At 63.0% G+C, this 17890-nt stretch carries 14 protein-coding genes; 5 read left to right on the top strand and 9 right to left on the bottom strand.

What is annotated here, in order from left to right; genetic code table 11:
• Window positions 1-94 precede the first annotated feature (94 nt).
• Together TAN611_RS09035 and TAN611_RS09030 are read right to left on the bottom strand one after the other, a co-directional pair.
• Complete coding sequence (locus TAN611_RS09035) at window positions 95-2371, bottom strand: AAA family ATPase (protein ID WP_105230604.1); 2277 nt, start codon at window positions 2369-2371, stop codon at window positions 95-97.
• A 910-nt stretch (window positions 2372-3281) separates the two neighbouring features.
• Entirely contained in the window at window positions 3282-4037 is a 756-nt protein-coding gene (locus TAN611_RS09030) for an A24 family peptidase (RefSeq protein ID WP_203067567.1), read from the bottom strand.
• Window positions 4038-4311: 274 nt separating this feature from the next.
• Between TAN611_RS09030 and TAN611_RS09025 the strand changes: the two genes are divergently transcribed.
• From TAN611_RS09025 to TAN611_RS09005, 5 genes are all read left to right on the top strand, one after another.
• Window positions 4312-6531 (top strand): DUF2157 domain-containing protein, encoded by a 2220-nt coding sequence (locus tag TAN611_RS09025; protein WP_203067566.1) that lies wholly within the window; start codon window positions 4312-4314, stop codon window positions 6529-6531.
• Complete coding sequence (locus tag TAN611_RS09020) at window positions 6521-7054, top strand: GDYXXLXY domain-containing protein (RefSeq protein ID WP_105230601.1); 534 nt, start codon at window positions 6521-6523, stop codon at window positions 7052-7054. The genes TAN611_RS09025 and TAN611_RS09020 overlap by 11 nt, the downstream gene beginning before the upstream one ends.
• Window positions 7055-7279: 225 nt before the next feature.
• Entirely contained in the window at window positions 7280-7753 is a 474-nt protein-coding gene (locus TAN611_RS09015; RefSeq protein ID WP_105230600.1) for a (2Fe-2S)-binding protein, read from the top strand.
• Window positions 7753-10005, top strand: coding sequence for a molybdopterin cofactor-binding domain-containing protein (locus tag TAN611_RS09010; protein WP_203067772.1), 2253 nt, complete (start codon window positions 7753-7755; stop codon window positions 10003-10005). The genes TAN611_RS09015 and TAN611_RS09010 overlap by 1 nt, the downstream gene beginning before the upstream one ends.
• A 23-nt stretch (window positions 10006-10028) precedes the next feature.
• Window positions 10029-11324 (top strand): cytochrome c, encoded by a 1296-nt coding sequence (locus TAN611_RS09005; protein ID WP_203067565.1) that lies wholly within the window; start codon window positions 10029-10031, stop codon window positions 11322-11324.
• 33 nt (window positions 11325-11357) lie between these two features.
• On the opposite strand, the gene hpxK is transcribed toward TAN611_RS09005, so the two are convergent.
• The 7 genes from hpxK to hpxU form a co-directional block, all read right to left on the bottom strand.
• Window positions 11358-12620, bottom strand: a complete 1263-nt coding sequence (gene hpxK, locus TAN611_RS09000; protein ID WP_105230597.1) for an allantoate amidohydrolase — start codon at window positions 12618-12620, stop codon at window positions 11358-11360.
• Window positions 12617-13858 (bottom strand): alanine--glyoxylate aminotransferase family protein, encoded by a 1242-nt coding sequence (locus TAN611_RS08995; RefSeq protein WP_203067564.1) that lies wholly within the window; start codon window positions 13856-13858, stop codon window positions 12617-12619. Before TAN611_RS08995 ends, hpxK begins: the two co-directional genes overlap by 4 nt.
• A gap of 15 nt (window positions 13859-13873) precedes the next feature.
• Window positions 13874-14611, bottom strand: a complete 738-nt coding sequence (locus tag TAN611_RS08990) for an amino acid ABC transporter ATP-binding protein (RefSeq protein WP_105230595.1) — start codon at window positions 14609-14611, stop codon at window positions 13874-13876.
• Complete coding sequence (locus TAN611_RS08985) at window positions 14592-15248, bottom strand: amino acid ABC transporter permease (RefSeq protein ID WP_203067771.1); 657 nt, start codon at window positions 15246-15248, stop codon at window positions 14592-14594. Before TAN611_RS08985 ends, TAN611_RS08990 begins: the two co-directional genes overlap by 20 nt.
• Window positions 15248-15913 carry an amino acid ABC transporter permease gene (locus TAN611_RS08980; RefSeq protein WP_105230593.1) on the bottom strand — a complete coding sequence of 222 codons (666 nt, stop codon included), beginning with the start codon at window positions 15911-15913 and terminating at the stop codon, window positions 15248-15250. Before TAN611_RS08980 ends, TAN611_RS08985 begins: the two co-directional genes overlap by 1 nt.
• An 11-nt stretch (window positions 15914-15924) precedes the next feature.
• The gene (locus TAN611_RS08975) at window positions 15925-16710 is read right to left on the bottom strand and encodes a transporter substrate-binding domain-containing protein (RefSeq protein ID WP_111737344.1); all 786 of its coding nucleotides are present in this window, start codon (window positions 16708-16710) and stop codon (window positions 15925-15927) included.
• Window positions 16711-16946: 236 nt separating this feature from the next.
• On the bottom strand, window positions 16947-17786 hold the full coding sequence (gene hpxU, locus TAN611_RS08970) for a MurR/RpiR family transcriptional regulator HpxU (protein ID WP_203067563.1): 840 nt from the start codon (window positions 17784-17786) through the stop codon (window positions 16947-16949).
• Window positions 17787-17890 lie beyond the last annotated feature (104 nt).

Below are 17890 nucleotides of genomic sequence, written 5' to 3'. Positions count from 1 at the left end.
CGCTGTAACAATCAGATGCAAACGGCAATATATACGAATATTGCCGCAGGCAGTGTACAAATCGTTATGACGCCTCCGTTTTCTCCCCGGCGCCTCAGCACTGATAGCCCGTACCAACGTCAAAATTCAGCACAACGCCCTGCCGTGCGTCATAAGCCAGTTGCAGCTGCTGCGGCTTGCGATGCTCCTCCAGGCGCTGCAGCAACTGGCGTGAGACCGTCGGCAAAATCTGCTGATTCAACACGCTGTCGATATGGCGCACGCCGCCCTCCGCCTGCAGGCCGGCCGACACCAGCGCATCACTCAGGCTGTCATCGACAACGCAGCGCAGATCGTAACGCTGCCGCAGCCGCTGCATAATCTGCTGTAGCCTGCTGGCGACAATCCGCCGCAATGCCTCGACGTCCAGCGGACGGTAGATAAGCACTTGCGCCTGAGCCAGCAGCGCCGGCTGAAAGCGCGCGCGCAGGATCGGCTGCAGCGCGGTGCTCAGCTCGGCGTCCGTCGCATCGGGCTGCGTTGCCAGTTGCTGATGCAATTGCTCGCGCCCCAGCTCGCTGCTCATCAGGAACACCGTATGGTGAAAATCAATCAGCCGCCCTTGGCCGTCACGCAGAGAACCGCGCTCAAACAGCTGACAAAGCAACTTCAACACCTCGCCATGGGCCTTTTCCACCTCTTCCAGCAGCACGACGCTGTAAGGACGCAGCCGCACCGCTTCGGTTAACGTCCCCTCCTCCTCCGCCTGCTCGCCATGCCCCCCGATCAGATGCTTCACCGCGCACGCTTCCTGATACTCCGCCATATTGAGGGTCAACAGTGAGGCATCGTCCGCGAACAGATTCTCGGCCAGCGCCCGCGCGCTCGCCATTTTGCCCACGCCAGCCGGCCCCAGCAGTAAAAATACCCCCAGCGGCCCATTCTCCAGCCGCAGCTGCGTTAAGGCGGTATACAGTCGCTGCGCCAGCGCGCTCATTGCCGACTCCTGTCCGATCACCTGCTCGGTCAGGCGCTGTTCAAGCTGCAGCAAACAGCTGCGCTCATCCTTTAACAGGCTGCTTAGCTCAATGCCGCACCAGTCGGCGATGACCGTCGCCACCATGCGGGCGTCCACATCCAGCGACAACAGAGGAACGGACGCCTGCAGCGCCGCCAACTGCTGCTGCAACACCATGCATTCATCGCTGCGCTCCGCCTGCCGGGCCGTCAGCAGTTGCCGCGCCAGCAGCTGCTCCTGCCGCAGCTGCTGCTCCAGACTTGCCTGCTGCTGCAGCAGCCACTGGCAACGGTCGCAGATATCCGCCAGCCGCGCCGGATCGACCTCGTCACTCTGCGCCTCGTCCTGTTCAATCGCCTGTTGCTCCATCGCCAGCGCCGCCAGTTCCGCGCGGATCTGCGTCAGTGGCGCAGGTTCGACCTCCAGGCTCATCCGCACCCGGGCGCTGGCGATATCCAACAGATCCACCGCCTTATCGGGCAGTTGACGGCCGCACAGATAGCGACGCGACAGCACCACCGCCGCCTTCAGCGCCGAGTCCTGGATGTAGACGCCGTGGTGTTGGGCGTAACGCTCTTTCAGCGCCCGCAGCATCAGGCAGGCGGTCTCATCATCCGGTTCATCGACGCTGACCTTCTGCAGGCAGTGCCCCAGCGCCGTGTCCCACTCGACATGCTGCTGATACTCTTGCCGGTTGGCGGTAATAATCAGGCGCAGCTCTCCCTGCATCAGCGCCGGCTTCAATATCTTGAGCACCTCTTCACTGCCGGCCGACTCGCCGACGCCCACCGGCGTATGCACCTCGTCAATCAGCAACAGTATCGGCTGCGGCGAACGGCGTATGGCGTCAACCAGCTGCAGCAGCCGCAGCGTGAAAGCAGAAAGGTCGCCAGGCCCCGCCTGCAGCAGCGCCACATCCAATCTGCGGATACGCATATTTTTCAGACCGTCCGGCACATTGCCTTCCACAATACGCTGCGCCAGCCCTTCCACCAGCGCACTTTTGCCAACGCCCGGTTCGCCAACCAGGATCGGGTTGTTTTTACGCCGGCGGGAAAGCACATCAACGATCTGACGCAGTTCGGCATCACGGCCCAATACCGGATCGAGCTGTCTGGTTTGCGCTTTCGCAGTAATATCCAGGGTGAATTGATCCAACAGCGCTGAGCACTCACATTCCGTCATATCCGTAATCCTGGCAAAAGGTGACTCCTGGGACGAAAAACCGCAGCTCTGATTACCGTCCGACTGACTATCCGGCCACGACGGTGCACACTTCAGCGGCATATCATCCAGACTCAACAGCGTCCCGGCAGCCGTCCGCATGCTATCGGGGCTCAAGCGTCGCAGCCAATAGGCTAAATGCGTTGTCATAATGCTCTTCCTTGTTTGCTGACGCCGGGCAGACTTCTCCCTACCGGCGCGTTTTGTTAGCGTATAGCGTAAATCCCATTCCATGGGGCACTCTCTGCAGGGTTAAGCGGCGCTTCCCGCGGCTTAACCCAAGACATCGCCGGCCGATCGGTTGCCTGACCCGATTAGCCCTGTGTCTGCGGTCTGAAGTTTTGCGTGGGTAGGAGGCGTGGAGAATAACGGCGGCCCGACGCCTGACCGACACCGTACTCTCGGCCGCACGCGGCGCCCTGGCGAACAGGCTGCCGTCCTGAAATAAAGCGGATACGTCAAGCCAATGGTCTCTGGCAATAAACCGTACAACATGGGCGTATTTCCCCAATCCTGTATCTGATAAACTCGTCAGCCTGCGTGCAGGCTGACTTAATTACGCCAATATGGCGTTCGCCCCAAAAAAATTATTTACCTTCGCTCGCTGGCGGCACCGATAAAAACTTTCATAAATATTATGAATACCGGAAATCCTTTCAGTCCGCCGCGAAGAAAATAATTAGGACAAATACCTATAGACATAAGTTTAAAAAGCTATGACATATGAAAGGAATTGAAAATATGTAAGGAAATATTTCAACACGCCTGCTTTGACCGTTAACACCAGCATTCTGATTATTAAGATTTTCCCCAGACGATATCAGGCAGGGCGCGTGATTACAGGCGTAAAGAGATCGCGTCAGGGTGGTGAGAATCATTAACGAATGCAGGAATAAAACGTTAAATAAGAAAAGTCCTGTTTTTCCCGACAACAATCGCCATGCGTTTTTATTGTTAACAGAAAACTAAAAAAAACGTTATGTATTTAGCCGTGAAATATATAGATCCGATGGATCTGTTTTTTTTATAATTATGCCTGATACGCATCGCCGATAATGCGTTAATAATTTATCGGCACAATAAAAAACAGCAAATTTACCAGTCCACTCATCCCCAGCCAGGGGCCAAACGCCAGCGGCTGTTGCGCGCTATGCTTATTCCAGCCGTATCGCAACAGTTTATACGCCAGGCCGCCGCCTGCCGCCAGCAGCAGCAGGTTCGGCAGGCTTTGCCAGCCGCACCAGGCGCCCAATGCCGCCGTCAGTTTAAAATCGCCGTAGCCCAGCGCCTCTTTACCGCTGCCCAGTCTGAACAGCCAAAACAGCAGCCACAGCGCCATATAGCCGGCAGCGGCGCCGATAACCGCCTGCTCCAACGGTACAAACCAGCCGTTCAGATTGCACAACAGGCCCAACCACAGCAGAGGCAGCGTCAACACATCCGGCAACAGCATTGTATTGAAATCAATAATCGACAGCGTTAATACCAGCGTGCAAAACAGCAGCAGCGCCAACAGCGGCCATCCCGGCGGCTGCCACAGTCCCACCAACATAAACAGCAGCGCATGCGCCAGCGCAGCCGGCGAGCAGCCACTTCCGGGCATACGTTTGCCCACACGCCGCCATAACGCCACCTCCTCATCCGCCGCAGGTAAATTCAACTGCCGCAGCGCAGCTTGCCGCCAGCGGTGTTCCAGTAACAGTGGCAGCTGCCGCGCCACCCGGCTCATCACGCTGCCGACGGCCCAGCCCGACAGCATCAGTAACCCCAGCCAGCATTCCGGGTAAGCAGCGGCCAGGCGAGTGAAAGTATCCATCCATCATCTCCCGTCAATCGTCCCTTCCCGTCATGCTGCCGTATTTTCTCCGCCGTAGGTACGGAGAGAACTCAGTTCAGATGCGCCTTTTACAGCAAATATCCGAGCGCCGCGTTGTCCCATCGCTCTCACCAGCCGCACGATCGTGATTAATAAGGTAAACTGGTAGTTCAGCACGGCGCTGCGAGCACGGCATCTGCAGCGCATTTTTAACCGACAGCGGCGGGGGTTTATGCTCCGCCGGGTCAATCGTCACCACGGCAAGGAAGTCTGTATGGATTCGTCGTATCACCCTGCCCGCATGCCTTCCGGCGCGGCAGAACATGTGTGCCGCACGCTCGGCGCACTGCAACGCTCATCGCCGGATGGCGACAGGCTGTCCGCTAGCGCCTATCAACGTATTCTGCTGTACTGCGGCGTGCGCCCCGATCTCCCCGGCTGGCGTCATTTTCTGCTGGGTGCGCTCACGCTGCTCGGCCTGCTGGCGCTGGTCTGCGGGATAATTTTCTTTATCGCCTGGAACTGGGCGGCCATGCCCAAGATGGCGAAATTCGCCCTGGTGGAAGGTTGGATTCTGGCACTGGCGATCGTCGTCTGCTGGCGCTGGCGACAGACGCTGGCGCGTATGGCGCTGCTGGCTGTCGGGCTGAGTTTCGGCGGGTTGCTGGCGCTGTACGGACAAACTTATCAGACCGGCGCCGACAGCTGGGAACTGTTCCGCGCCTGGGCGCTGGTGCTGCTGCCGCTGGCGCTGCTGGGGCGTCAGAACGGCCTGTGGATCTGCACCTGGGCGGTCGCCAATCTTGCCTTTCAGTTCTACTACGCCAACCAGGCGTTACTGCTGATTGGCGACAACGCCTGGCAACGCTTCCCCTGGTCAGCAGACGGCTTGCTGTACGCCTACCTCGCCGCTCAGTTGCTGTGCCTGATACTGCGCGAGGCCCTGGCCGGCGCCGCGCGCCGCCGGCAGCCGACATCGTGGTTGGCCAAGCGCTGGCCGTCGCGCCTGATGGCCGGCTACCTGCTGCTGACACTCACCTTCTGGGTGGCCGGCACGGTGCTGGACTGGAGCAGCGCGGACAACCGTCTGATAATCGTACCCTGGGCGCTGTTGCTCCTGATAGGTTACGTCTTTTACCGCCACCGCCGACCGGACCTGTGCATGCTGACCCTCGGCATGGCCAGCCTGATGGTGGTGGGCGGCGTAGTGATTCTGCAGCTGCTGTACTTCTCTTGGGAGACCGAAGCTCTGCTGCTTATCGCCTGGGGGGTCGGCCACCCGATGTTGATCTGCGGCCTGATGGCGCTGTGGCTGACGCTGTGCGGAGCGTGCCTGCTGCGCTGGCGGCGTGAGATGTACCCGCAACAGGCGCCGGATATCGCACCGGATGAGGTCGGCGCGCTGCTGCAGGCACTGCAACAGCGCCAGTTGCTGAACGCCCGGCAGGCAGCGGCCGTGGCAAATTTCGACCATTCCGAACGGCTGCCCTGGTATCTGCGCTTCGCGCTGACGCTGGGCGGCTGGCTGGCGGCGATGATTATCCTGATGCTGCTCGTTCTGGTGCTGTATGCGGTTGGCATGCTTGGATCGCTCAACGGCGCTTCACTGGCGTTCTACTCGGCATTGCTGGCCGTGCCGGCCGCTCTGTGGCTGCGCAAACCGACGATCGGTCAGCAGCAGATTGGTATGGCCTGGGCCATCGCCGCCACCTACGGCTTTTATCTGGCGATTATGTTGATCGGCGACGACTATGCGCAACCCAGCATCATGCTGAAAATGCTGTGTTTCCTGCCGGTACTGGCGGTCATGGCGTGGGCGATGCCAAACGCGCTGTATCGCCTGATGGCGGTCTGCCTCGGGGTCTTTCTGCTGGTACAGTCGCTGGGCTATTTTAGCAGCCGCTATCTGCCGTCGGCGCTGGCTATCGGCCTGACGGCGCTGCTGGTCGCACTGCTGCTGGCCGGCTGGCTGCAACAGGTTATCCGCAACGCATCGCGGCCGGCGACGGGCGACGGCGCATGGCGCTACGGCATTCCCGCCGGGCTGATGGCGCTGTGTCTGGCCGCTATCCACCACAACCTGCTGAGCGATATTTTCGGCCCGTCCTCCGGCAGCACCATGCTGGCGACCATGCTCGGCATCGGCATCGCCGTGGGGTTGATCGGCAGCGCGCTGGCCTATACGCAGCGCACCGCCGCCGACGCGGTGCCGGTCTACCTGCCTGCGGCGCTGTTCTGCGGCGTTATCGCCCTGTTCTCTCCCGGCCTGGGTCTGGGGCTGCTGCTGTTGCTGACCGCGCGTTATCTGGGCAGCCGGTTGCTGCTGGCGACGGCGGGCGGCTATCTGCTGCTGTACCTGAGCGACTGGTACTACTTCCTCGGCATCTCGCTGTTGCACAAAGCGCTGCTGCTGATGGTCAGCGGCGTCGTGCTGTTGCTGCTGGCAATGTGGGTCAAACAATGGCAGGCGCAGGGAGGTAACCATGCAGACTAAATCCGTCATCAAATGGCTGACCGCCGCCGTAGTGCTGGCGGCGCTGCTGCTGGTCAATCTGTCGATTTACCAAAAAGAACGGCTGCTCAAACAGGGCCGCGTGGTCATCCTGCAACTGGCGCCGGTCGACCCGCGCTCGCTGATGCAGGGCGACTATATGGCGTTGGACTATGCGCTGGCCGCGCCGCTACGGGCGCAGGTACGCCAGCTGCAGCAAGCCTGCTGGGTCGGTGGCTGCCAGGCGCCGGCGACCAGTGGCCAACTGGTGGTCGAACTGGATGCGCAACGGCACGCGGTCAACGCGCATTTTTATCGCGGGGAACCGCTGAAGCCACAGCAAATCCTGATGCAGTACCATTTGTCCCCCACCGGGCTGCAGATCGGCACGCCGAGCTACTTTTTCCAGGAAGGGCACGGCGATAGATTCGCTCAGGCGCGTTACGGCGAGTTTCGCGTCGATCGGGACGGCACCGCGCTGCTGACCTATCTGCGTGACGCCGACGGCCGGCGCATTCTGCCATAACCTCTCCCCGCGGCTGACGTCACGTCGGCCGCGGGCTTAACATATAAACGCGCCCTATAAAATACTCCTTAATATCCATCCGCTCCCCGTCAACTCCCCACAAATTGTTAAGTTAATTAACGATTAGTTAACGTATTATCTCAAACGCATATAACTCGATAAATCAGCTCGTTTTAGCACTGGCTGGCATTGATGCCGGCATTTTATTGACCAGGAAAATACCCAATGAACATCCAAATCAATGGACGGATGATACCGCTCGACGATAGCCTCCGCGACACTCCCCTGCTTTACATCCTGCGTAACGATCTGGCGCTGAACGGCCCGAAATACGGCTGCGGCCTGGGTGAATGCGGCGCCTGCACCGTACTGATCGACGGCGTCGCCGCCCGCTCCTGCTCCGTTAACGCCGCCAGCGTGGTCGGCAAATCGGTCACCACGCTGGAAGGCATCGGCAACGCCGAACATCTGCATCCGGTACAGCAGGGCTTTATTGATGAACAGGCGGCCCAGTGCGGCTACTGCACCAACGGCATGATCATGACGCTGGTGGCGCTGTTTGAACGCGAACCGCAGGCCGACGAACAGACCATCAAGCAAGAACTGGCCTTCAACCTTTGCCGCTGCGGCACGCATATTGAAATTCTGCGGGCGGCGGAACGCGCCAAACAGATTCTGGCCGAGCGGGGTAACGCGTGATGAACAGCATGGAAATCACCCGCCGCCGTTTACTGCAGGCCGGCGGACTGGTGATGGTCAGCAGCCTGTTGCCGGTCTCATTCGACGCCCTGTCGGCTACGCCGGCCCCACGCCCGGCCTCACCGCCGCCCGACCGCGTCGACAGTTTTATTGCGCTGTCCGCCGACGGTAAAGTCACCGCCTTTAACGGCCACGTCGATCTCGGCACCGGGGTGAAAACCGCCCTCAGCCAAATCGTCGCCGATGAGCTGGATGTCGATCTGGCCGCCGTCACCATGATTCTCGGCGATACGCGCCGCACGCCGAATCAGGGGCCGACCATCGCCAGCGCCACCATCCAGGTCACCTCGATACCGCTGCGTCAGGCGGCGGCGCAGGTACGCCAACACCTGCTGCAGCTGGCGGCGCGGGCGTTCAACCTGCCGGAAAAACAGCTGGCCGCCGAGCGCGGCTATGTGTTCGAGCGCGCCAACCGCGCGCGCCGTCTGAGCTACGGCGAACTGGCGCGCGGCCAGGATCTGCACCTGCCGCTGGATACCACGGCGCCGCTGAAGGAGCACGCCCAAAGCCGCTATGTCGGCCGGCCCGTAGCGCGCGTGGATATTCCCGCCAAAGTTACCGGCGGACTGAGCTACGTTCACGACGTGCGTGTGCCGGGCATGCTGCACGGCCGGGTGATTCGCCCGCCGTATGCCGGCGCCGACAGCAGCGCGCCGCTCGGCAAGGCGCTGGTGTCCGTCGATGCGGCATCTATCGCCCACCTGCCGGGCATCGTCAAGCTGGTGGTGATTAACGATTTTATCGGCGTGATCGCCGAGCGCGAAGAGCAGGCCATCGCGGCGATGAACCAGCTGCGGGTCACCTGGCGCGACTGGCAGGGGCTGCCCGATCTGGCCGCCGGCCTGCACGATACGCTGACGACGCACCCGAAACAGGACCGTATGCTGCAGGACGACGCCGGAATCGAGCAGATTATCAGCGCGCTGCCCACGCCGGTGAACGCCGATTATCTGTGGCCCTTCCATCTGCACGCCTCCATCGGCCCTTCCTGTGCGGTCGCCGACGTGCGCGACGGCCAGGCGGAGATCTGGTCAGGCAGCCAGAATCCGCACGACCTGCGCAAGGACATCGCCAAACTGCTGGATCTGACCGACGAACAGGTGCATATCCAGCGTCTGGACGCCTCCGGCTGCTATGGCCGCAACGGCGCTGACGACGTAAGCGCCGACGCCGCGCTGCTGTCGCAGGCGGTGGGCAAACCGGTGCGGGTGCAGCTGATGCGCGAACAGGAAAACGGCTGGGAACCAAAAGGCACCGCGCAGCTGATCCGGGTGCGCGGCGGGCTGGATGCCGCACATCAGGTGGCCGCCTATGATTTTAAAACCTGCTATCCCTCCAACAACGCCGTGACGCTGGCGCTGGTGCTCAGCGGCAAGGTCGCCAATCAGGCTGACGTCCAGCAAATGGGCGATCGCACCGCCATCCCGCAGTATCGCTACCCGCATATGCGCGTTGTGGCACAGGATGCTGCACCGATCGTGCGCGCCTCCTGGATGCGCGGCGTGTCGGCATTGCCGAACGTGTTCGCCCATGAGTCCTGGATCGATGAGCTGGCCTATCTGGCGGGCGACGATCCCATCGCCTACCGCCTGCGCTACCTTGACGATCCACGCGCGCTGGCGCTGATCGACGCGCTGAAAAAACAGGCCGACTGGCAGCCCGGCCGCGCGCACCGTCATCCGGCGCCCGCCTCGCAGGAGTGGGTCAGCGGCCGCGGCTTCGCCTACGCCCGCTATTTCCACAGCAAATTCCCCGGCTTCGGCGCCGCCTGGGCCGCCTGGGTGTGCGACGTCATGGTCAGCCGCCGCACCGGACAGGTAAAAGTGAAGAAGGTGTTTGTCGCCCATGACTGCGGCCGCATCGTCAATCCGGCCGGCGTGCGTCATCAGGTGCACGGCAACGTGATCCAGTCCACCAGCCGCGTGCTCAAGGAGTTCGCCACCTTTGACGGCGCCGGCACCACCTCACTGGAATGGGGCGGCTATCCGATTCTGCGCTTTGACGAACTGCCGGAGGTGGATGTGCAACTGCTGGATAACCCCGATCGGCCGCCGATGGGGGCCGGCGAGTCCGCCTCGGTGCCCAGCGCCGCCGCCATTGCCAATGCGCTGTTTGACGCGTTGGGCGTCCGCCTGCGGGAAGTGCCGTTCACCCCCGAACGCATTCTGCAGGCCCTGACCTCCGCTCACTGACGCCCGACGGCAAGGAAACCACCATGAAGAGTAAAAGCAAAAAAGTTCTCGGCTGGGGCGCTGCGGTTGTCGCCATCGCCGCAGTTGGCGCCGGCATCGCCAGCTGGCAGCCGTCCATCGCCCCGCTGAGGGAGACGGATCACCAGACGTTCAGCGCCGAACAGATCGCCCGCGGCGAAAAGCTCGCGGCGCTCGGCGACTGCGCCGTCTGCCATACCCGCCCCGGCGGTGAACGCAATACCGGTGGCCTGGCGATGACGATCCCGTTCGGCACCATCTACTCCACCAATATCACGCCGGATCGCGAAACCGGCATCGGCAGCTGGAGCTATCCGGCCTTTGAGCGCGCCATGCGCCACGGCGTCGATCGCGACGGCCACTATCTGTACCCGGCGTTCCCGTACAACTCCTTCACCCGCACCAGCGATGAGGATCTGCAGGCGCTGTACGCCTGGCTGATGTCGCAGCCGCCGGTGCGCTACCAGCCGCCGGAAACCAGGCTGAACTTCCCGTTCAATATCCGTCAGGGGATCGCCGCCTGGAACTGGCTGGTTCTGCAGCCCGGCGCCATGCAGCCCGATCCGGCGCACGACCAGGCCTGGAACCGCGGCGCCTACCTGACCGAAGGGCTGGGCCACTGCAGCGCCTGCCACTCGCCGCGCAATATTCTGTTTGCCGAACAGGGCGGCAAGGCGCATCTGTCCGGCGGCGTCGCCGAAGGCTGGAACGCGCCGGCGCTGACCGCGCACTCCAACGCGCCGATTAGCTGGAATTACGCCGATCTGCTGGGCTTTATGCGCAGCGGCTATTCCGCCAATCACGGCGTGGCCGCCGGCCCGATGGGCCCGGTGGTGAATGAGGGATTGTCGCAGCTGCCGGAAGAGGATCTGCAGGCGATGGCCGTCTATCTGGCCTCGTTCAATCAGCCGCAGCCGGGCGACGACGCGGCCACGGTGCAGCAGCTGCTGCACCGTGAGGCGCAGGCAAAAACGCTGGCCTCGGAGGGCGCACGCCTGTATTCCGGCGCCTGTATGGCCTGCCATGCGCAGTCGGAAGGCGCGCCGCTGGCCGGGGTGCGTCCGGCGCTGGCGCTCAATACCAACCTGAACGACGCCAGCCCCGACAACGCCATCCGCGTGGTGCTGAACGGCATTGCCGCCCCCGCCACGCCGGCGCTCGGCACCATGCCGGCGTTCGCCGGCCACCTCAGCGACCGGCAAATCGCCGTGTTGCTGAACTACCTGCGCACCGAGCAGGCGGGCAAAGCCGCCTGGCCGGATCTGCAACAGCGGGTGACCGCGCTGCGCAACGCGCAGTAATCCGCCGCTCCCGGCCCACAGCGGGCCGGGACGTTACTCTCCCTGCGCCAGATCCGTCACCACCTGACGGTAGGCAGCAATCGCCAACGCCACGTCCGGCGTCGTCACCGCTTCCGCCGGGTGATGGCTGATCCCTCCCTTGCAACGCACAAACAGCATACCGACCGGCCAGCGTTCCGCCATAGCGATGGCGTCATGCCCCGCGCCGCTCGGCAGCGACAATGAACGCCCCTGCACCTGCCGCACCGCCTGCTCCAGCGCCGTCTGCAGCCGCGCGTCGCACGGGGTGGCGCCGATGTGATAATACGCCTGGGCGTCAAAACGCAGCCGACGCCGCCCGGCAATCGCCTCGGCCTCGGCCAGCAGCGTCTGCAGCAGCGCCGCCAGCGGCGCATCCTGCGGGCCGCGAATGTCCAGCGACAGCCTGACCTCGCCGGGGATCACGTTCACCGCGCCGGGCGCGCACTGCACATCGCCGACCGTGGCCACCAGGTTGCCGCCCTGCAGGCCGGCAGTGCGCTCGACAAACACCATCCACTCGGCGGCGGCGGCCAGCGCGTCTTTACGCTGTTGCATCGGCACCGTGCCCGCATGGCCGGCCTCGCCGGTAAAGCAGCAGTTGAGACGGCGCGCGCCGTTGATCGCCTGCACCACCCCCAGCGCCAGCCCCGCCTGCTCCAGGCAGGGGCCTTGTTCGATATGCAGTTCCAGATAGGCGACGATTTCACCGGCGGCGCGCGCCGCCTGATGAATCTGCGCCGGATCCAGCCCGGCGTCGCGCATCGCCTGCGCCACGCTGACGCCCTGCGCGTCGGTCTGCGCCAGCCAATCGTCCGGCCAGCTGCCGGTCAGGCCGCGACTGCCGAGCAGCGTAATGCCAAAGCGCGTGCCCTCTTCGTCGCCAAAGCCGACAATCTCCAGCGCCAGCGGCAGACGACGCCCCTGCAGCTGCAGCGCCTGCACCACCTCGATCGCCGTCAGCACCCCCAGCATGCCGTCATAGCGCCCGGCATTGCGCACCGTGTCCAGATGCGATCCGAGCAGCAGCGCCGGCGCACCGGGCTGTTCGCCCTCGTAACGCCCGCAGATATTGCCCACGGCGTCCTGCCAGACCTGCATCCCCGCCTCCGCCATCCAGCGTCCCACCAGCCGGTTGGCCTGCAGATGCTGCGGCGAAAGGTAGACGCGCGTCAGGCCGTCCGGCGTTTCGCTGAGCGCCGCCAGCCGGTCGGCGCGCGTCATCACGCGCTCGGCGGCCTGCATGTCCGTCGTCTGCGCAGTCAGCGTTTCGCTCATGCCGCATCCCCGCTGCCGTAGTGATCCCACGCCGCCTGCAGCGCCGCGCCCTGCGTGGTGGCGAACTTCAGGTGATTGAGCACCGACTCCAGCGCGCTCAGGGTGGTCATCACGCAGTCTTTACGCGCGTTATAGCCCATGGTGCCGATGCGCCACACCTTGCCGTGCAGCGGGCCGAAGGAGGTGCCGATCTCAATGCCGAAGTCATTGAGCAGCAGCTGACGCACCCGATCGCCGTCGATCCCCGCCGGGATCACCACCCCCAGCACGTTATTCATCTTGTGGCGCAGATCGCCGAAGGTTTCCAGCCCCATCGCCTGGACGCCTTTCAGCAGCGCATCGCCGTGCAGCTTATGGCGGGCGATGCCGTTATCCAGCCCCTCTTCCAGAATCAGACGCGCGCACTCGCGGGCGGCAAACAGCGCCGAGGTGGCCTCGGTATGGTGGTTGAGCCGCTCCGGCCCCCAGTAGTCCATCACCATGCCCAGATCAAAGTAGTTGGAGTAGATCATCTCCTCCTCGCCGTCCTGGTGCGCCGCGGTGCGGATCCCCGCCTCCACGCACCTGCGGCGGCGGATCTCCGCCTCCATGCGCGGGCTGAGAGTAATCGGCGAAGTGCCGGACGGGCCGCCCAAGCACTTCTGCATGCCGGCCGACACCGCATCCAGCCCCCAGGCGTCGCTCTCCAGCGCATTGCCCGCCAGCGACGCGGTGGCGTCGGTATAAAACAGCACGTCGTAACGGCGGCAGATAGCGCCCAGCTCCTCCAGCGGCTGCAGCATGGTGGTGGAGGTATCCCCCTGCACCGTCAGCAGCAGGTGCGGACGCACGCGCTTGATGGCGTCCTCAATCTGATCCGGCGTAAACACCTCGCCCCACGGCACCTCGATGGTGTGCACCTCGGCGCGACAGCGGCGGGCGATTTCACACAGCAAATGACCAAAACGGCCAAACACCGGCACCAGCACCTTATCGCCGGGGCGGATGGCCGACACCAGCAGCGCTTCAATCCCGGCGCGCGAGGTGCCGTCCACCAGCATCGTCCAGCGGTTTTCGGTGCGGAACACGCCGCGATACAGCGCCATCACCTCATTCATATAGTGGGTCATCGCCGGATCGTACTGACCGATCAACTGGCTCGCCATGGCGCGCAGTACGCGCGGATCGGCATTGATTGGCCCCGGCCCCATCAGCAGGCGCGGCGGCGGATTGATTTGCGAATATTGAGCGATAGCCATCGTGTTTTCCTTTCGTTAGTTAAGACCGCGCACGGAGGAGATAAACTGTTTGAGCTCAGGGGTCTGCGGATTGGCGAACAGCGTGTTGCCGTCGCCCTGCTCCCAGACGCGCCCCTGATGCATAAACACCACGCGGTCGCCCACTTCGCGGGCAAAATTCATTTCATGGGTCACCAGAATCAGCGTCATGCCCTCGGCCGCCAGCTGCTCCAGCACTTTCAGCACCTCGCCGACCAGCTCCGGGTCCAGCGCCGAGGTAATTTCATCGCACAGCAGCACCTTCGGCGACATCGCCAGCGCGCGGGCGATCGCCACCCGCTGTTGCTGGCCGCCGGACAGACTGGCGGGGGAGAAATCCAGCCGGTCGCCCAGCCCGACCTTCTCCAGCATGCGGGCAGCCAGTTCGCGGCACTCCGCCGCGCTTTTCTTCAGCACCCGGCGCGGCGCCAGCATCACGTTTTCCAGCGCCGTCATATGCGGGAACAGGTTGAAGCTCTGGAACACCATGCCGACCGAGCGGCTGATTTCCCGCGCCTGCGCGTCGCGGTCGGTAATGGTCATACCGCCCAGTTTGATGCTGCCCTCCTGGTAGCCTTCCAGCCCGTTAATACAGCGCAGCAGCGTGCTTTTGCCGGAGCCGCTGCGGCCGATAATCGACACCACTTCCCCCATCGCAATATCCAGATCGACGCCCTTGAGCACGTGGTTGTCACCGTAATACTTCTGTACCTGATTAATGGTGATGAGCGGCATTGAATTTATTCTCCAGATAGCGGCTGTAGCGGGACAGCGGATAGCACAAAACAAAGTAGCCCAGCGCCACCAGCGCGAAGACCTTGAACGGCTGGTAGGTGACGTTGGTCAGCATGGTGCCGGCCTTGGTCAGCTCGACAAATCCGATGATCGACGCCAGCGCCGTGCCCTTCACCACCTGCACGGCGAAGCCCACCGTCGGCGCGATGGCGATGCGCAGCGCCTGCGGCGCCACCACCCGCCACAGCGTCTGGCCGAACGACAGGCCGAGGCATCGCGCGGCTTCCCACTGCCCCTTCGGCAGGGCGCGAATGCTGCCGTACCAGATATCCAGCAAAAATGCGCTGCTGTAAAACGTCAGCGCCAGCGCCGCCGCCGTCCACGGCGAGACGTCCACGCCGAACAGCGCAACGCCGAAGAATGCCAGAAACAGCTGCATCAGCAGCGGCGTGCCCTGAAACAGGGCGCTGTAGCCGCGGATCAGCAATCCGAGCCGGCGGCCGCCGTTCAGGCGCAGCAGCAACAGCGGCAGCGTCACCAGCGCGCCGCCGATAAACGCCGTCAGTGACAGCAGCACCGTCCAGCGGCCGGCCAGCAGCAGGTTGCGCACGATATCCCAGTCGGTAAAAGAGGCCATCATGCCGCCACCCCCAGCCATTTACGCCCCGCCGCCATCATCAGCTGACGCATGGCGACGGACAGCAACAGATAGAGGCCGGTGGTCACCAGATACACCTCGAAGCTGAGGAAGGTGCGCGACTGGATCAGGCTGGCGGCGAAGGTCAGTTCCTCATAGGAGACCTGCGACACCACCGACGACCCCAGCATCACGATAATGCACTGGCTGACCAGCGCCGGATAAATACGCTGCAGCGCGGGCGGCAGCACCACCCGCAAGAACGTCTGGCCGCGGCTCAGCCCCAGCACGCGTCCGGCCTCCCACTGTCCTTTCGCCGTCACCTGAATGCCGGCGCGGACAATCTCCGTGCTGTAGGCCCCCAGATTGACCACCATCGCCAGCAGCGCCGCCTCGCCCGCCGTCATTTTCAGCCCCAGGTTGGGCAGGCCGAAGACGATAAAGAACAGCTGCACCACAAACGGCGTATTGCGAATCAGCTCAACATAGGCGCCCCACAGGCGGCTCAGCCAGCCGGCGCGCCCGCTGCGAATGGCCGCGCCGACGATGCCGAGCGCCAGCCCGCCGCAGGTCGCCAGCAGCGTCAGCTGTACGGTAACCCACAGCCCCGCCAGCAGCTCCGGCCAGTACGGCCAGAGTGCGGAAAAATCCAATTGTTGCGTCATGACGGTGCGCCTTACAGCGTGAGGCTGGCAGGCAGCGGCGCTTTCAGCCACTTCTCGGACAGCGCATTCAGCGTGCCGTCCTTGATGCCCTGTTCAATCAGCGCGTCGACCTTGGCCTTCAGCGCCGGCTCGCCCTTTCTCAGACCGATAAAACAGGGAGAATCTTTCAGCATAAAGCTCGCCACCGGCGCTTTGGCCGCGTTTTGCCGGCTGATGGCCGCCACCACCAGGTTGCCGGTGGCGACATACTGCACCTGGCCGGACAGATACGCCGACAACGTGGTGTTATTGTCTTCATAGCGCTTAATCTGCGCCGCCGCCGGCGCAATGGCGCTCAGCACCATGTCCTCTACCGCGCCGCGCGTCACGCCGACGCTGTGACCGGCCAGCGCGGCGGCATCGCTGAGCGGTGCCGTTTTCGGGCCGAACACGCCGAGGAAAAACGGCGCATAGGCGCGGCTAAAATCCATCACCTTTTCCCGCTCGGCATTTTTACCGAGGCTGGAAATCACCAGATCGACCTTATCGGTCTGCAGATAAGGCACCCGGTTGGCGCTGCTGACCGGCACCAGCTGCAACTTCAGTTTCATCTGCTGCGCCAGATAGCGCGCCATATCGATGTCATAGCCTTGCGGCTGCAAATCGGTGCCCACCGAGCCAAACGGCGGAAAGTCCTGCGGCACCGCAATGCGGATAGCGCCGCGCTGCTCAATCCGCTGCCACTGGTCGGCCTGCGCCGCGGCAATGTTAGCCAGCAGACAGGCGGCGCCGGCCAGTGCGATGATGATTCTTCTCATTAGCGTTTCCCCGTAAAATTAGCATGAAACAAAAGGTTCCATAAAACCAATTCTGCAACTAATGTGCCAATCACGGCCGACGCGACGCTGACGCCGTAAAGAAACGACGCCCGCAAAGTAAATGGCTGTTTTTCAGTATGGAAGGAGGGTCAGTACGGCAATGCAACGGCACTCATCGTGATGTCCCCCTAACCTTTGCGCACCAAAATAAGGCAAAGCACCATGCTGGCGCCCCGTTAACGCTGTTCCAGCTCGTCCAGCTGCTGGTAAAGGGTGGCGATCTGATGAATACGCGGGCGCCCGCTGTCCAGCAGCTGATGCAACAGCGCATTCGCCAGCAGGTTGATCAGGCTGTTGGCGGCGGCATAGCTGTCATAGGCGGACACGCTGTCCAGCGGCGCGCACAGCTGCCAGCGCGTCAGCGGAAACAGGCTGTGCGCCTGCGGCTCGCACAGCAGCAGCACCGGCACGCCGTCCGCCTGCAACTGCTGCAGCAGCGGGCGGACAATGCGCGGACGGCGGCGGAACGCCACCATCACCACCAGATCCTGCGCCGAGGCGTCCACCAGTTCTTCGCTCAGGCTCTGCCCCGGCTGCGGCAGCAGCAGCACCTGCCCGCGCGCCTGCAGCAGCTGCTGGCGCAGGTGCAGGGCCGCGGGATAGGCATTGCGCATGCCGATAATAATGATGCGGCGCGCCTTCGCCAGGGCGTCGATCGCCTCGGCGAACTGCTGCGCGTCGATGGCGTTGACCCACTGGGTCAGGTTGGCCATTTCCTGCTTATAGTGGCGCGCCAGCAGCGTGTTGCCCTGCACCGCGTCGCGGTTGTCGGTCAGCGGCATGCCGCTCTGGCGCAGGGTGCGTAGCTCATCGCGCATATCTTTGTATTTGTCATAGCCGAGCCGCTTGAACAGACGGCTGACCGTCGCCTTCGACACCCCGCTCAGCCGCGCCAGCTCCGCGCTGTTATAGCTGATCAGGTCATTAAAGTGGTCAAAGATAAAATCCGCCACGCGCTGCTCCTGCGGCGACAGGGCGGCGTACTGCGCCTTTAAACGTTCATCAAGCTGTTGCATCACGGCCTCTGTAACTTTCGTTTCACCGGACTATAGCCGCAAAGGCCGCCATCGTGCACGCCGGCGCGCAAAAAAATTTCGCTGACGCCGCCCGTTGCGCAGAG

The organism is Serratia sp. Tan611 (assembly GCF_905188235.1).
Classification (GTDB): domain Bacteria; phylum Pseudomonadota; class Gammaproteobacteria; order Enterobacterales; family Enterobacteriaceae; genus Serratia_B; species Serratia_B rhizosphaerae.
Note: the sequence above shows the minus strand (reverse complement) of the source record. Positions and strands in the feature narration are given on the sequence as shown.

What these genes read in the sequence shown, in the direction of transcription:
- TAN611_RS09035 (WP_105230604.1), bottom strand. Translation starts at nt 2,371, where the DNA reads ATGACAACGCATTTAGCCTATTGGCTGCGACGCTTGAGCCCCGATAGC.
- TAN611_RS09030 (WP_203067567.1), bottom strand. Translation starts at nt 4,037, where the DNA reads ATGGATACTTTCACTCGCCTGGCCGCTGCTTACCCGGAATGCTGGCTG.
- TAN611_RS09025 (WP_203067566.1), top strand. Translation starts at nt 4,312, where the DNA reads ATGGATTCGTCGTATCACCCTGCCCGCATGCCTTCCGGCGCGGCAGAA.
- TAN611_RS09020 (WP_105230601.1), top strand. Translation starts at nt 6,521, where the DNA reads ATGCAGACTAAATCCGTCATCAAATGGCTGACCGCCGCCGTAGTGCTG.
- TAN611_RS09015 (WP_105230600.1), top strand. Translation starts at nt 7,280, where the DNA reads ATGAACATCCAAATCAATGGACGGATGATACCGCTCGACGATAGCCTC.
- TAN611_RS09010 (WP_203067772.1), top strand. Translation starts at nt 7,753, where the DNA reads ATGAACAGCATGGAAATCACCCGCCGCCGTTTACTGCAGGCCGGCGGA.
- TAN611_RS09005 (WP_203067565.1), top strand. Translation starts at nt 10,029, where the DNA reads ATGAAGAGTAAAAGCAAAAAAGTTCTCGGCTGGGGCGCTGCGGTTGTC.
- hpxK (WP_105230597.1), bottom strand. Translation starts at nt 12,620, where the DNA reads ATGAGCGAAACGCTGACTGCGCAGACGACGGACATGCAGGCCGCCGAG.
- TAN611_RS08995 (WP_203067564.1), bottom strand. Translation starts at nt 13,858, where the DNA reads ATGGCTATCGCTCAATATTCGCAAATCAATCCGCCGCCGCGCCTGCTG.
- TAN611_RS08990 (WP_105230595.1), bottom strand. Translation starts at nt 14,611, where the DNA reads ATGCCGCTCATCACCATTAATCAGGTACAGAAGTATTACGGTGACAAC.
- TAN611_RS08985 (WP_203067771.1), bottom strand. Translation starts at nt 15,248, where the DNA reads ATGGCCTCTTTTACCGACTGGGATATCGTGCGCAACCTGCTGCTGGCC.
- TAN611_RS08980 (WP_105230593.1), bottom strand. Translation starts at nt 15,913, where the DNA reads ATGACGCAACAATTGGATTTTTCCGCACTCTGGCCGTACTGGCCGGAG.
- TAN611_RS08975 (WP_111737344.1), bottom strand. Translation starts at nt 16,710, where the DNA reads ATGAGAAGAATCATCATCGCACTGGCCGGCGCCGCCTGTCTGCTGGCT.
- hpxU (WP_203067563.1), bottom strand. Translation starts at nt 17,786, where the DNA reads ATGCAACAGCTTGATGAACGTTTAAAGGCGCAGTACGCCGCCCTGTCG.